A 14,782-nucleotide genomic window follows, 5' to 3' on the forward strand; every position below is an offset into this window, starting at 1 on the left:
GGTGTTTCTTTTTACTTCGGCGCGGCCTCCTGTGGCGCCGCGGCTCGGCGGCTTGCTGCCGCCGCCCGCCCCCCGGGCCGGCCCCCCCGCCCGACAGGATCAGGCCAAGGCCGGTGATGCCCGAAAGCGTGCCGAGCGTCACCACGAAATCGGGAATGCGCCCGGCGGTGATGAGCACGCCGTTCAGGAATCCCACGGCACTGGTGGCGGCGACGGCAAGCACGCAGGCCAGCAAGATGCCATAGCCGGCGGCATTGACGAGGCCCAGGATGATGGCGCCCAGCATTACGGCGGCCGCGAGCGAAAGATCGATGCCGGCTGTCGCGACGACGAAGGTCTGGCCGATCGACAGCACGACAAGGATCGCCGCCGCCAGCAGCAGGGCCTGCAAATTGGCGACGCTGAGAAAGACCGGTTGGGCGATGCCGAACACGATGACGAGGCCGACGAGGCCGACGACGGATGCCCAGTCGGCCCAGAAGGAAGGATCCAGGAGGAGAGCCGTCAGGGAGGGGCGGCTCTCCTCCAACGCGCCCGCGTCATGCGCAGGCGCGTTTTGTTCAGGAGTGGTCACTGCAACATCTCGCGGAAGGGATCCGGATAGTCGCCACCCGGGCGCGGGAAGTTCTTCAGCGAGGCTTCCGCATTGTCCTTGTTGATCAACAGCACTGGCGCCGGCACGTTGGCGGGAAGCGTCTTGCCCTTGGCCGCCGCGGCACAGGCTTCCACGCCCATGGCGCCGACGACATAGGGATATTGCGCCACAGTGGCGGAGAGTTCGCCGGCGGCAACCGATTTCAGCGCGTCGACGATGCCGTCAAGTCCGATCACCTTGACGTCCTTGCCTGCCGTCTGCACGGCGCGTTCGACGCCGAGTGCCATGATGTCGTTGGCGGCGAAGAAGCCGGAGAGATCGGGGTGCGCTGCCAGGATGTCGGTGGCCGCGGTGAGAGCCTTCTCGCGATCCCAGTCGGCGCTCACCATCACCACGACTTCGAGCTTGCCTTCGACGGCCTGCTTGAAACCCTTGATGCGGGCATTGCTGCCGACATCGCCGACGATGCCTGCCACCAGGGCGACCTTGGAACCCTTCGGCACCAGCTTCAGCATCTCCTTCCCGGCCAGTGCGCCGGCAGCGACGTTGTCGGTGCCGATATAGGTTGAGATGGCAAAGCCCGCCGCCTTGGCCTGCTCGGCATCGATGGTGCTATCGATGTTGACGATCGGCTTTTTCTTCTGGGCGACGGGCACCAGCGCCTGCACCAGGTTGGAGACGCTGATCGGATTGACCAGGTAGCAATCGAAATCCTGCATAGCCATGGCGGTCAACCGATCGGCCTGTCCGGTTGCGTCGCCCATGTTGGCGGCTGCCTGAACGGTGACGGCCACGCCGTTGGCCTTGGCCTGCTCTTCGATACCCGTGTGCATGTATTGGAAGAAGGGATTGTCGAGACCCTTGACGATGGCCGCGACGCGCGCCGCGTCTTCGGCATGGGCCGGCACTGAAACGATGATTGCAAACAGACCTGCGCCAAGCGTCAGGCAATTGAACATGCGCATGCGTCGTCCTCCTCCTATTTGGTGGGTGCGTTGCATCTGGTTCGTTTTCGGCGAACGGAATGCCTGATGTGGCGCGGGCTGCCTCAAGGTTTGCGATGACAGGCTGCCGACCGATCGGCGATCGCCATGCAATTCGTGGGTCAGGGCCCGTTTGGGGCCTTTTTTTCGTGCCAGGCATTGCTCCTCCCAGAGCGCTGATTGATGCCTTGTCAGCGTTTCCGCATGTTTGAGAAAAATTTGACACGCGTCAAGTTTGAAAATGGTGTGCCGCGGGTTTTGATGTGCTGCATTGCAGCAAACCGGTGTCGAGCTATCGCGGCATCAGATGGCGAAATCCACAAGGCAGGGGATGCCGAGGCCAGGCTAGAAGCCGGCTTGGTCAGCAGTCGGATTCAACTTCCGAGTGCGCCACTCAGGCAGCGGCGTCAGCGCCGGGCCATCCGGACGAAACAGGTGGCAAACCGCGGGAGAGATGTCGAGCGCGATCGGGCTGTGCAACGGCGTCCTGTCGCCGCCTTCGGCCTGCACGACCCTCGACGTGTAGGATTTGGCATAGCGCTGGCGCTGTCAAAGACCGGACTTTCGGGGCCGGAATGGGTTGATGTGTTCAGCAGCGAACAGCGAACTGGCAGTCAGTTTGCTCAGCTCTTCACCGACCCGGCGGCCAGGCCCGCGAGGAAGTAACGTTGTGCAATCAGATACAGGATCAGAAGCGGGAGTGATCCCAGCACGCTCATCGCCATCATCTCGTTCCATTCGAACGCATGTTGGCCCATAAGCAACTCGATACCGATCGGAACGGTCCGCATGTCCGTCGACTTCGTCAAAGTGAGCGCAAAAAGGAATTCGTTCCACGCCAACAGAAACGTATAGACCGCGGTCGCGACGACGCCGGGGACTGAAAGAGGGATAATCACACGCCACAGCGCTGTCCAACTTGACCCCCCATCGACCAGCACTGCCTCATCGAGTTCCTTTGGCAGGGTATTGAGATAGCCGGTCATCAGAAGGATTGCGTAAGGCAGGGTGAATACCATGTAGGTTAGAATCAGCGCGAAATAGGTGTTGAAAATGCCGAAGGCGACGACCATGCCGAAATAGGGGATCAGAAGCGTGATCGGCGGTACGGTCTGTGTGCTGATGATGAAGACGTTAAGGGTATTCTTAAGCCGGAATGAATAGCGGCTGAAGCCATAGGCCGTCAGAATGGCGATCAGCAACGTCAGAAGGGTTACCACTCCCGCGACCAGGTAGCTGTTGAGAAAGAAGCGCACCTTGGTCGGATCATTGAAGATCGAAAGATAGGCTACGCTCGTGAAATGGTCGGGCAGCAGTTTCGGCGGCAGGGCAAAGATCTCGGTGTTCGATTTCAACGAAGTGAAAAACATCCACAGGATTGGAAAGCCTGCAAAGACCAGACCGGCCGCGAGCCCGAGATATGTCAGTACGGTCGGCAAAACGGTGCTTTTGAAGGAGCGCTTTGCCATTGCCGGTCACCTGGCCTTCTGGTGTTTGATGTAGAAGTAAGTCGCGCCCATCGAGATGATCAAGATGAAGATCGCGCTCGCCGAAGCCTGTGAAAATTCGTAACTCGAAAACGCAAGCTTATAGGTATACGTGCTCAGCACCTCGGTCGAATGGATCGGTCCACCGCCCGTCGTCATCCAGACCAGGGGGAAGACTTGCATCGTCCAGATAAAATCCAGCAGGGCGATGCTGATGATGATTGGCATCAGCTGCGGGATCGTAATGTACCGAAACTTTTGGAACTCATTGGCGCCATCGATGCCGGCGGCTTCGTAAAGGTCCTTGGGGATGCCCTGGAGACCGGCGAGCAAGCTGACCATATATAGGGGGTATCCCGCCCAGATGTTCGCAAACGTCAACGCATGGATCGCGGTTTTCGTCGAGGAGAACCACTCGACCTTGGAGTTGACGATATGGAGCGTCATCAGAATGCTGTTGACCACGCCATTGGGATCCAAAAGCAGCCGCCAGATGATTGCGATGATCACTGCCGTAAAGAGCCAGGGCAATATGTAGAGAACACGCAGGATGCTTCTAATCATCGGATGGACGCGTTGGGTGTTCAGCAACAGGGCGAAGGCCAGGCCGATTAGAAGGTGGAAAATGACGCTCATCACCGTGAAATAGAGGGTCTGCCCGACCGACTGCCAGAAGACTGGATCTGTGAAGATCGTCTCGTAGTTCTGCAACCCTATGAAAGCAGCGTCCTTTTTCATGATTGCGCCGTCCATCAGCGAATAGCGCAGGACCGTGATCATGGGAAACAGCATTAGTAGACAAAACAAAAACGTGGCGGGTGCCACATAAAACAGCGGAGTGAGCCGCTTTCTCGTCTTGTAAGAAAGCATGCCACGCTTGCGCATTTTCGTTCGCGCGACGATCAAACCTTCGTTGGCGAGGCTCATGAGGTACAATCCGCTGGGTCATCGACCGTATGGTCCGGTTCCGATGCAGCGGCAGCGCGATAGATCTTATCGCGCTGCCGAATTGTCTGAAGCAGCGCCTACTTGGCGAAGTCAACCAACCACTGCTTTTGCGTGTTGGCAGCGGCCTCCTTTGCGGTTTGCTGGCCGTCGAACATCTTTTGCACTTCGACGTTCATGTCGCGCATCAGGTCTTCGGCCACCGGCAAGCCCACGAATTCATTGGCCAAGTGACCGCTTTGGAAGATCTTGAAGGCTTCCTCGAACAGCGGGTCCGATTTCGAGAAGTCAGGCTTCGCTTGCACGTTGCCCGGAAAGGCATTTGCGAGCGATACCAGGCGGCCGTTCACTTCCGGGCTCATCAGATATTCAACAAGCTTCCAGGCTTCTGCCTTATGCTCGGTGCTGTTGCTAATGCCGATGCCCCAAGAGGCATAGGGCAGTCCGCGCTTACCCGTATAGCCGTCGACCGCAGGAAGCGCAGAGATACCGAACTTGAGATTGGGGTTACGCTGGCGGATAAGATTGATATGAGCCAGCGAGTCGATCATCATTCCGACACGGCCGTTGACGAACTCTTCGACCTTGTCCTGTTCCTTCTTGGCAAAGATGCCTGGCGATATGACGCCAGCGTCCTGTAGCGACTTGACGTATTCGAGTGTACCGACCACGGCCTCATTTTCCACGTCGGGCTTGCCGTCCTTGAGCATCGATGCTCCGGAAGCCCAGACCCAAGACATCACGTCGTTCTGGATGCCGCCGGGGTTTTGCAGCGATAGCGGCAGCACCCACCCGTACTCATTCTTGTCCGCATTGGTCATCTTCTTCGCGGCAGCGGCGAATTCTGTGCGGTTGGCCGGCATCTTGTCGACACCAGCAGCCTTGGCCAGATCGAGGTTGACGAAGACCGGGTATACGAACGAGGCGAGCGGGAACATGACGCTTTGGCCGTTGACCTTGATGATGTCAGCGATCTGGCTCTGATCATATTTGGTGTCAGCCATCAGGCTGTCCATGGAAGCGATTGCGCCCTGCTTTGCAAGGCCATTGACCCATGCTCCGTCCAGGCCGACGACGTCGCTGAGCGTCCCCGACGCGGCGCCGACTACGATCTGATCATGGGTGGCGGAATAGGGACCGCTGACGAGCGTCACCTTGATACCAGGGTTTTTGGCTTCGAAGTCGTCCATGATGCTACGCAGAGCACCGGCGGGCATTTCCGGCTCCCACCATTGGATGAATTCGAGATTGGTCTCAGCAAAGGCGCAGGTAGCAGACACTGCCCAGACAGCCACAGCGGACGTGGCCGCAGCAATATATCTTCTGACGTTCATGTTTTCCTCCTAGGAGCGACGTTTGGCTCGATCCTCCCGATCGCGATCAAACTAGGTTCTTTTCCGGGTCTTTGTGTCAATCAAGAACTGCAATCGTGAAAAATGGGTAGGATGCCGGGATGTTATGAATGAATGTAAGCCATTGATTGGTATATGGTTTTTCTTAAGTTCTCTGGGGGCAGTTTTTCCCTTGTGCACATTGCTTGTGCCGCTTTCTTTCTCTATTTTCGTAAACAAATGAAAGCCACTCCCCTAAAAAGAAAACAAATGAAAGTCGTATATTCGAAGAGAAAAAAAGCCATTCGGTGGGGTCGCGCGCTCGCGTAGACGTCGCAATTCAGAGGCGTTCAGGCGATCGTTTTGGTTGTCGATGACAGGGTGCCGCCGGGCACAAGACGATCTCCACCTCCGGTGGAAAAATCGGCTGTCGCGCGCTGAACCGATGTCGAGCAAAGTCTCACCATTTGCCAACGAAGACGGCCCGAGCTGTGATGGGCGAGCGAGAACTGGTCGGATTGCCCAGGAGAGCGAAGCCAGCGTCTACCGTCACCTACGCAAATGGACCAGAAGACGGAAGCGACATTTGCGTCTCCGTCCCTTTAGCCGGGTCAACCATCGCGGATCACGCTAGATTGTGAGGCGCGTCTGGGGATCGAAGAAGTGCAACTTGGCCGCATCGATCGCCAGATCAATCAACGCGCCCGGCCGGACCGCGCTGACGGCTTCAAACCTCGCTACGACATTTGCTGCGCCGCTTAGATCTTCAACAGCATCTGGGTCGCCAGAATCGATTCGAACCGCGTCGACCTTCAAATGAACGATAAGCTCGGATCCCAATTCCTCTGTCGTCTTCACGATGGCCGGTAGAGTGGCATGTCGCGATCCCGATTCCAGACTGCTGTCGTAAAGATCCTCGGGGCGTATGCCGAAAATGAGCGTCTTGCCTTCGAAGGCGCTCAGACGAGGAGAGCGCTCAAACGCACTCGTCGGCACCGGTATCGAAAAGGTCGGCAGGTTGATCCTGCCATTGTGCAAACGGCCTTCGAACAGGTTCATCGACGGCGAGCCGATGAAACCCGCGACGAAGGCATTGACTGGTCGATTATACAGCGTCTTTGGCGTGTCGACCTGCTGAAGGACACCGCCTTTCAAGACCGCAACCCGGTCGCCCATGGTCAAGGCTTCGGTCTGATCGTGTGTTACATAAATCGTGGTCACCCCCAGCTGTCTTTGCAGGCTGACAATTTCCGCGCGCATTTGCACGCGCAGCTTGGCATCGAGGTTTGACAAGGGTTCATCCATGAGAAAGGCTGCCGGTTCGCGCACCATCGCGCGCCCCATGGCGACCCTCTGGCGTTGTCCGCCAGACAGCGCGGCCGGCTTACTGTCGAGCAGCGTGTGCAGCTGCAGGGTCTTTGCTATTTCATGGACGCGCTTCGTCCGCTCGGCCTTGCTCTTCCCCGCAAGCTTCATCGAGAAGCCTATGTTGTCGAACACTGTCATATGCGGATAAAGGGCATAGTTCTGAAAGACCATCGCAATATCCCGGTCCTTCGGCGCTAGATCCTCAACATTCTCTCCACCAATGGTCAGGGTTCCGCTGCTGATCTCCTCCAGCCCCGCGATCATGCGCAAGGCTGTCGATTTTCCGCATCCCGAAGGGCCAACGAGAATGAGGAACTCGCCGTCGTTTATCGTCAGGCTAAGATCCTTGATGGCTTGGAATTTCGTCCCGTAGGTCTTGCAAATTTTGTCCAACACAACAACAGCCACGTCACATCCTCCCTATTGTCAGCGCTACCTAAACATCGAATAGCCTCCGCGCGGCGCGACTGCAGATCGAACCGGCATTGCTATCTGCGCGGTTAACCGCGCGCCTCGGACGTCCCACCAGCAGCGGCAATATCCGAGTGATGAATTCTCAGTCTGGCGACGTAATCGGTATGGGCACAGGTGCATTTTCTTTCGCCATCCACGCGACACAGGCGTTGTGATCCGGCAGAGCCATGCGGCCACCCCGGCCCGTCACTGAGATCGCGGCCGCGGCAGTTGCATAAACAGCGCAGGCGACAGGCTGCTTTCCCTGCGTAAGGGCGAAGGCATAGGCGCCATGAAAACAATCCCCCGCGCCGGTCGTGTCCACTGCCCTGACCTTGTAGGCCGGAACGTGCCACAAAACGACATCGTCCTTTTGCCGGATATAGGCTCCTCGATCGCCTTCGGTTAACACGACCGCGGAGCGGTCATCTGACCACAGCTTGCGCAGGATCGCTGTCGCCTTGGCCTCGCCAGTATAGGTTTGGGCAAATTTCAGAGGCAATACCAGGTGATTTGACAGGCGGATCAATCGTTCGGTCGCAGGTCCGACAGTCCACTCAATATCGGCCACCACCGCCAGACCCAGCTTACGGGCACGAGCAACGATCATGTCGGCGTGCGTGGCGTAACCGTCGATCAGCAGCACCTGGGCTTGCGCAAGGACGCTATCGGCCAGCGCATCGGAGGTCCCGTGCGGCACATCATCATCATAGGCGATGAACCTGTCACCATCGGGCGCGACCGTAATAACCGACCGGATCGGCTTGGCATCGGAACGACGTGGCGCGAAAGATATGTCGACGCCGTGTCGTTCAAGCTCGTGGGCGCCGACATCCGTAAGTGGCTGATCACTCAGCCAGCCGATGAAACCGGCACGCCCCCCCAGCTTGGCGACAGCAACGAGTGCCGTCGCCACATTGCCGCCGTGGTCCTTCGTGCGATTTGTCACCTTCCCTTTGCCAGCACCCAGCGTGCTGTCGACATAGATGATGTCGTCAATCGCCAAGGCTCCGAAGCCCAAAACCTGCAGATTGCCGGTCACAGCTCACGTGCCCGCAGCCGCCAAAGCGTCTTGCGGCGCCATCCCGTCGTGAATGACGCACTTGAATGCACGCGCTGCCATCGTGGTGTCACCGTGCCCCCACAGATTGCGCCCCACGACGGCACCCTTCGCACCGGCGCGCAGGGCTTCAGATGTCTGGGTGAGAGCGCCCAGAAGATCCTCGGTCTTCGGACCGCCGGCGATAACGATGGGAACCGGGCAAGTTGCCACGGTTTCCTTGAATGAGTCGAAGTCCCCGGTGTATCCGACCTTGATCACGTCAACACCGGTCTCAAAACCAATCCGCACTGCGTAGGCGATTTCGTCGGGGGTGAAGACGATCTTGCAGCCGTTTGAATAGTCGCGGGGATAAACATGTGCAACGACCGGCATTTCGAAACGAGCAGCCGCGTTGACCGTGTCGGTAAGCCAACGAATGTAGTGACCCTCGGTATCGCCCCGCACCGGAATGGCGACCGCCAGCGCATCGGCACCATAGCGCACTGCATCTTCGGGCGTCGCGATCAACTGACTGATCCGATCGTCGGGCGTAAAGCATCCCGCCTGAATGACCAGCGCTGCCTTGCCGGCGTAAGCCGGCCACAAATGACGCGCCGCACCAGGCTGAATGCTGATGTAATCTGGCTCTCCGGCCATCACCCGCTTGAGCGCGCCGGGCAGATCCGCAAGGCCTCCCTCGCGGACGTTGCCGTAACCTACGAAATGGTCGACGGCACCACCGAACAGGTTCCCAGATCGATGCGAGAACAGCCGCGACAAGCGAATTTTAGTTCCAAGGCCCATATCAGTGCAGTCCCTTCGCAATTGTTGATCTGACGTTGAGGACCCTAACTCGAAAGCAAAACAATATTCAATATTTCGATTTCTTTCGTTTCGATATAGGTTGCAACTGCAACGGCTAGCGTTCGCTGCGGTGAGGCGGTATCCCTCGAATTCTCAAACGCAGGCCGGTTTCCTATTCGATTTTCGAAAGGTTGGCGTGCAGTTATCCAAACAGCAATTCGGGGTTACACATGCTTGCGGAACAACGGCGACATCAGATCATGCTCGCGCTTCAGCGGACCGGCCAGGCGCGTACCAGCCAACTGGCGGAAAACTTCGGCGTCTCCGAGGTGACCATCAGGTCCGACCTGGAAATTCTGGATGCAAAAAAGCAGTTGATCAAAACGCATGGCGGTGCGATCGCCTTGCCCGCTGATTCGCCCGCGGCGGCCTTCGAAGAGCGGATGTCTCGCAATTTCGATGCCAAACGGCGTATCGCGCAGATGGCGGCGCGCCAGATCATAGACAACCAGTCCGTGGTGTTCGACAGCGGCTCGACGTTGCTGCAGGTCGCAATGCAGATGCCCCCGGTCAACAATGTGGTAGTAGCCACAACCGCGATGAACATTGCACAGCATCTGATGTATCGCCCTGGGCTGGACGTGCATATGATAGGCGGTCGGGTCTATCCCTCGACGGTCAGCACGATCGTGTCGGATTTTGATAGGGCTGTGGGCGGCCTTGTGGCCCACCAAGCGTTCCTCAGCGCGCATGCGATCGATCAGTCATTCGATGTCGTCGATGTCTCAGAAGACATTGCGCGCACAAAACGCAATCTGGTTCGTATGGCCAGGCGCGTGATCCTTGTGGCGGATTCAAGCAAATGGGATATTGGCGCCTCATCTAAGGCATTTTCGTTGTCACGTGTCGATCTGATCATCACCGACACCGCTATGCCCTATGGGATTCGCAGTCGATTGGACAAGCTGGGAGTCGAAGTGCGCTATGTCTAGGTGCCTTCCGGATTGTGGTGCCCAGAATTGGCAGCGTGTCCCATTGGCAACCGAGTCCCTAGGCCCCGACTCGGACGGCCCTCTCGGCCGCGTGCAATTCTGCCTGGCGGCAACCGATATCCGGAGTCAATATGGCTTGTACTTTTCGCGTCAACTAATAAATTTACGCGTGAAAAAATTCAGCGATACGCGTTGAAACTGCTGAAGCTCTCTGTAAAATTTTGCCTTGCCGTTGCACGGCAGCGCACCGTATGCGGGTGCCCTGGGGCAGCGCTTAGGGCAACCCCGTGATTGGATGTCCAGAACGCGAGGCGTTTGAATGCCGACGACGCACAAGACGATGGATGATTTTGCCCGCTCTTGCGGCGTCTCCAGGCCGACGCTGTCGAAATATTTCGACGATCCGACCAGCGTCAAGCCAGCGACACGGCAGCGTATCGAAGAGGCGCTGCGCTCGTCCGACTACCAGCCCAATCTGTTTGCACGCAACCTGAACCGCAAGCGGACCCGCAGCATCGGCATCATGGTGCCAACAGTGGCCGACCCCTTTTATTCGGAGATGGTCAGCCGCATCGAACTAAGGCTGCGCGACGAAGGCTACTGGCCGATCGTGATCTCCTCGCACGGCTCGCGCGAGCTCGAAGTGGAGGCAACGCGAACTATCCTGTCGCTGAAGGTCTCCGGTGCACTCATCGCGCCGCTCGGCCTGCGCTCGGACCACCGCACGCTGGAGAAGCTGACGCAGGCCATACCGGTGGTCTATTTCGACACCTATCTCGAAGGCGGAACGCCGTTCGTCGGCAACAACAATGCCCAGAGCGTCTCGACCATCGTCGAGTATCTGTGCCGGTCCGGCGACGCCCCGGTCTATTTCGATATCCCGCACGTCAACCACAACTCGCCAGAACGACTGAAAAGCTATATCGCTTCTATGAAGCGGCTCGGGCATGAGCCTGTCGTCATCGGCAACACCGACGAGTACACATGGGATTTCGAACGGATCGGCTACGAGCAAATGGAAAAAATGCTCGGCAATGGCGGCCTGTCGGGCAAGACAATTCTGTGCAACAACGACCGTCTCGCCTTCGGCGTGATGGCGGCCGCCTACGCGCAAGGCCTCAAGGTCGGTCGCAAGGCCGACTGCGACCTGCGTGTCGCAGCTCATGACGATCACCCGCTGAGCCGCTACACATGTCCAGGCCTCACCACCATGGCGCAGGACTTCGCCGCCATGGCGGGATATAGCGTCGAGACGCTGCTGGCCCTGCTGAACGAGGATGGAGCTGAGGTTGCCGCTAAGGTCAATCTCGACGCGACGCTGGTTATGCGTCAATCGGCCTGAGCTTTCCATCGAAGCCGCGCCACGCGGCAACCGCCGCGCCGACGGCTTGCCGCGAGGCCGGACCATGGCGGCCCATCGAGACAAAGCCGTGGATCTGGCCAGGCCAGCGCCTCAGCACGACAGGCACGCCGTCATCTTGCAGACGCTTTGCGTAAGCCTCACCCTCGTCAACGAGAATGTCGTGACCGGCGATCGCGACAAAGGCTGGTGCTGCGCCGGCAAGGCTGGCGACCTTCAGCGGCGACACGCGCCAGTCGTCGATATCCCCGGCATGGTTGACATAGTGGTCGCGGAACCAGGCCATCGTTGCCGCGGTGAGACCATAGCCCTCAGCAAAACGGCGATAGCTGTCCGCTGTCTGCGAGGCATCCGTGTTCGGATAGAACAGCAATTGCACGGTCGGCGGATTCTTGCTCCCACGCACCATCAGGCACAGCACCGCAGCGAGATTGCCACCGGCGCTGTCGCCGGCGACAGCGATCCGCTCCGCGTCGATGCCGAGATCGTCGGCCGCACTTTGCATGAAGGCAAACGCTGCGCGGCAATCCTCGATGGCGGCCGGGAATTTGTGTTCCGGCGCCAGCCGATAGTCGGGACAGACGACCACACAGGCCGCCATGTTGGCAAACCAGCGACAGATCTCGTCATGGGAATCGAGATTGCCGATTACCCAGCCGCCGCCATGCAGATAAAGCAGCGCTGGGGCACTGGCCAAGGCCGCCCGTCGCCCGTGATAGATCCTGAGCGTCAACGGGCCGCTAGGCCCGTCGATGAAGCGTTCGTTCAGCGAGGCGACCGGCTCGCGTTCACCCTGCAGTGTGGGAAAGCTCTCCTCATAGGTGCGCCGCGCCTCTTCAGGCGTGCCGGCCTCGAACGGCCGCGCGGGAGCCTGTCGGCCGAGGTCGAGCACATGCCGGGCTTCCGGATCGAGAAGTGATGAAAGCAACGTAGGCATCGACTGATCCTACGCCTCAGGCAAGCAGGCTCGTCGCCTCGTCCTCGCCAAGAAGCGGCGGCTGGTCGACCGCCCCGTTGACGGCGACGGACTCGCGGCTTTCTCCCGAAGCGAGGATCGCCTCCATGATCTCCAGCACATGCAAAGCGAGATCGCCGGAGGCGCGGGGTTTTCTGCCCGTCGTCAGCGCATGCGACAAATCGGCGACGCCAAGCATGCGGTAGTTGGCGCGGTCGGGCGCGGCGTAAGGCCAGTTGCGCCCCCCGTAGAGCTCGCTCTCGCTATGGAAGTCGGCCCAGTCGGCGCCGCGTTCCGAAAGCGATACGGTGCCGCCGAACGTGTCAGGATCGGGCAGGCGCAGTGAGCCTTCCGTGCCGTGCAGTTCGATAGGGTGATTGGAGTGTCTGAAGACATCCCAGGAGGCTCCGAAGGTGACGGTGGCGCCCGATCGGAACTCCAGCAGCGATAGGATGTTGGTCGGCGTGCCGACCTTGAAACTGGTGTTCCTGTAGGGACCTTCGGCAGTGATAAGGCGCACTTCCTGTCCCTGAGTCGCCATCGCCATCACGCGTGCCACCGGCCCAAGCAGGTTGACCAGCATGGTCAGGTAATAGGGGCCCATGTCGAAGATTGGGCCGGCGCCCGGCTGATAGTAAAATTGCGGATTGGGATGCCAGTGCTCCATGCCGCGCCCCATCATGAAGGCGGTGCCGGTGACGGCGCGGCCGATCGCGCCCTCGTCCATCAGGCGGCGCGCCCGCCGTCCGGCTGCGCCGAGAAAAGTGTCGGGGGCCGAGCCTAGGAGCAGATTGCGCTTCGCCGCCTCGGCGACAAGCCGGCGGCCGTCGCTAGCCGAGGTTGCCAGCGGCTTTTCGGTGAAAACATGCTTGCCCGCCGAAAGCGCCGAAAACGAGATGTCGAAATGCGCCGCCGGGATAGTCAGGTTGAGGACAAGGTCGATGTCCGGATCGGCTAGAAGCGTGTCGACGCTGACCGTCCGGATGCCGTATTCGCTGCCGCGCAGCGCCGCCAGTTCGGTGGAAATGTCGGCGCATGCACGCAACTCGACGCCGCCGAAGAGCGCCGCGTTGCGCAGATAAGTCATCGAGATGTTGCCGCATCCGACAACGCCGATACCGAGCTTAATCTGTGATTTTGCTTGCATTTTCGAGTCTGCCTCCCAACGCGATGACACTTCGGCGGGCCTGCTGAATCGGTGGCGAGCCGCAATCACAGCCCGCTATACAGCACTTTAAATATTGACGCGCGTAAAATTTTTGCAGAACATGCGAAAATGCCGGCGCAACATTGGGGGCCGCAGCCTTCAGGGGAGGAAATGACTGACATGAAAAACGGCCGACCGCCGCTACGAAGCCTGTGGGTCACGTCACCATCGCCGATCGCCGGCAATTTCTCATCGGCGCCGGCATGCTGGGCGCCGCAGCGCTCGACACGGGTCTCGGCATTCGACCGGCGCGGGCGCAATCACGTTCCGAAATCAGCTTGCCAGCGCCGCCTTCTTCGGCAAGGAAACCTTTGGCGACCTAATCAAGGCCTTCAACGAACGGCAGGACCGCAAGGCTAACGCGGGGCGGCATCAAGGAATGAAAGGACGATCGTGAAAGACCTGAAAGTCGGTTGCCAGACCTTTACCTGGGAAATGCTCGGAGAGCGCTTTGCCGGCGGCCCGGACGATCTCTTGAAGGCGATCGCCGATGGCGGCTATGCCGGCATCGAGATCACCGACACGATGATCGGCCGATATGCCGACAAGCCGGCGGAGTTCGCGACCGCGCTGAAGGCGTCAGGGCTGACGCTCGTCTCCTTCGCCTTCGGTTCCAAGAGCGGCTTCACGCTCAAGGAGAAGATCGGCAACGACCTCGAGACCGCGAAGCGATGGATCGACTTCGCTGCTGCCTTTCCGGACACGCTGGTGTCGATGGGCTCGGCGACAGTCGTCTCCGACGGCCCGCGCGACGACAAATTCGCCATCGCCGCGGAGGTCTACAACAAGGCGGGGGAGCTAGGGCGCAAGGCGGGCGTCCAGGTCGCGGTGCATCCGAGTTCGCACCACAACACGCTGCTCTTCGATCGCGCTGACTACGACCGGATCTTCGGGCTGGTCGATCCGTCGCTCGTCGGCTGGGTGCCGGATACCGGTCACATCTTGCGCGGCCATCGGAACATGGCCGACACGCTCACCACCTATCGCGACCGCATCCGCTACGTGCACCTGAAGGATGTCGATGCCAGCGGCACATGGGCGATGCTCGGCAAGGGCGTCTGCGATACCGCGGCGGTGATCGACATCGCCAGTGCAGCGCCACGCTTCAATGGCTGGCTGGTGCTGGAAGAGGAATCCGAGACCGGGGGCGCCCCACCCGCGGCCCCCGGGCGAACCAACCCCCCCCCCCAGAGGGGGGCAGGGGCCGGGGGGAGAGGCCAAGAACAACCCCCCGCCAGACCCGCGCCAGGCGGTCGGTGT

Annotated in this window: 13 protein-coding genes; 3 read left to right on the forward strand and 10 right to left on the reverse strand. The window is 59.5% G+C overall.

Annotated features, from left to right (window positions below):
• The 8 genes from NKJ23_RS33390 to NKJ23_RS33425 form a co-directional block, all read right to left on the reverse strand.
• On the reverse strand, positions 1–574 hold a 574-nt coding region (locus NKJ23_RS33390; protein WP_502902611.1), incomplete at its 3' end, for an ABC transporter permease subunit.
• Positions 571–1,560, reverse strand: a complete 990-nt coding sequence (locus NKJ23_RS33395) for a sugar ABC transporter substrate-binding protein (RefSeq protein ID WP_352620791.1) — start codon at positions 1,558–1,560, stop codon at positions 571–573. The genes NKJ23_RS33395 and NKJ23_RS33390, both read right to left, overlap by 4 nt.
• A gap of 641 nt (positions 1,561–2,201) precedes the next feature.
• Positions 2,202–3,047, reverse strand: a complete 846-nt coding sequence (locus NKJ23_RS33400) for a carbohydrate ABC transporter permease (protein WP_352684964.1) — start codon at positions 3,045–3,047, stop codon at positions 2,202–2,204.
• Positions 3,048–3,053: 6 nt separating this feature from the next.
• Positions 3,054–3,992 carry a carbohydrate ABC transporter permease gene (locus NKJ23_RS33405; protein WP_023680290.1) on the reverse strand — a complete coding sequence of 313 codons (939 nt, stop codon included), beginning with the start codon at positions 3,990–3,992 and terminating at the stop codon, positions 3,054–3,056.
• A gap of 98 nt (positions 3,993–4,090) precedes the next feature.
• Positions 4,091–5,344: an ABC transporter substrate-binding protein gene (locus tag NKJ23_RS33410; protein WP_352684966.1), complete on the reverse strand. Its 1,254-nt coding sequence runs from the start codon at positions 5,342–5,344 to the stop codon at positions 4,091–4,093.
• Positions 5,345–5,971: 627 nt separating this feature from the next.
• Positions 5,972–7,117: an ABC transporter ATP-binding protein gene (locus tag NKJ23_RS33415; protein ID WP_352684967.1), complete on the reverse strand. Its 1,146-nt coding sequence runs from the start codon at positions 7,115–7,117 to the stop codon at positions 5,972–5,974.
• Between the two features lie 148 nt (positions 7,118–7,265).
• Entirely contained in the window at positions 7,266–8,204 is a 939-nt protein-coding gene (locus NKJ23_RS33420) for a PfkB family carbohydrate kinase (RefSeq protein ID WP_352684969.1), read from the reverse strand.
• A gap of 3 nt (positions 8,205–8,207) precedes the next feature.
• Positions 8,208–9,008, reverse strand: a complete 801-nt coding sequence (locus NKJ23_RS33425) for a beta/alpha barrel domain-containing protein (protein WP_352457857.1) — start codon at positions 9,006–9,008, stop codon at positions 8,208–8,210.
• Between the two features lie 230 nt (positions 9,009–9,238).
• On the opposite strand from NKJ23_RS33425, the gene NKJ23_RS33430 reads away from it, so the two are divergent.
• The gene (locus NKJ23_RS33430) at positions 9,239–10,000 is read left to right on the forward strand and encodes a DeoR/GlpR family DNA-binding transcription regulator (protein ID WP_023680295.1); all 762 of its coding nucleotides are present in this window, start codon (positions 9,239–9,241) and stop codon (positions 9,998–10,000) included.
• A 319-nt stretch (positions 10,001–10,319) separates the two neighbouring features.
• Positions 10,320–11,342 (forward strand): LacI family DNA-binding transcriptional regulator, encoded by a 1,023-nt coding sequence (locus tag NKJ23_RS33435; protein WP_352622023.1) that lies wholly within the window; start codon positions 10,320–10,322, stop codon positions 11,340–11,342.
• Here NKJ23_RS33435 and NKJ23_RS33440 read toward each other — a convergent pair.
• Positions 11,323–12,297, reverse strand: coding sequence for an alpha/beta hydrolase (locus tag NKJ23_RS33440; RefSeq protein WP_352684971.1), 975 nt, complete (start codon positions 12,295–12,297; stop codon positions 11,323–11,325). The genes NKJ23_RS33435 and NKJ23_RS33440 overlap by 20 nt on opposite strands.
• A 16-nt stretch (positions 12,298–12,313) precedes the next feature.
• A complete protein-coding gene (locus NKJ23_RS33445; RefSeq protein ID WP_352684973.1) occupies positions 12,314–13,462 on the reverse strand; it encodes a Gfo/Idh/MocA family protein in 1,149 nt (382 codons plus the stop codon).
• Between the two features lie 495 nt (positions 13,463–13,957).
• On the opposite strand from NKJ23_RS33445, the gene NKJ23_RS33450 reads away from it, so the two are divergent.
• On the forward strand, positions 13,958–14,782 hold an 825-nt coding region (locus NKJ23_RS33450; RefSeq protein ID WP_352684976.1), incomplete at its 3' end, for a sugar phosphate isomerase/epimerase family protein.

The organism is Mesorhizobium sp. M0184 (genome assembly GCF_040322215.1).
Taxonomy (GTDB): Bacteria; Pseudomonadota; Alphaproteobacteria; order Rhizobiales; family Rhizobiaceae; genus Mesorhizobium.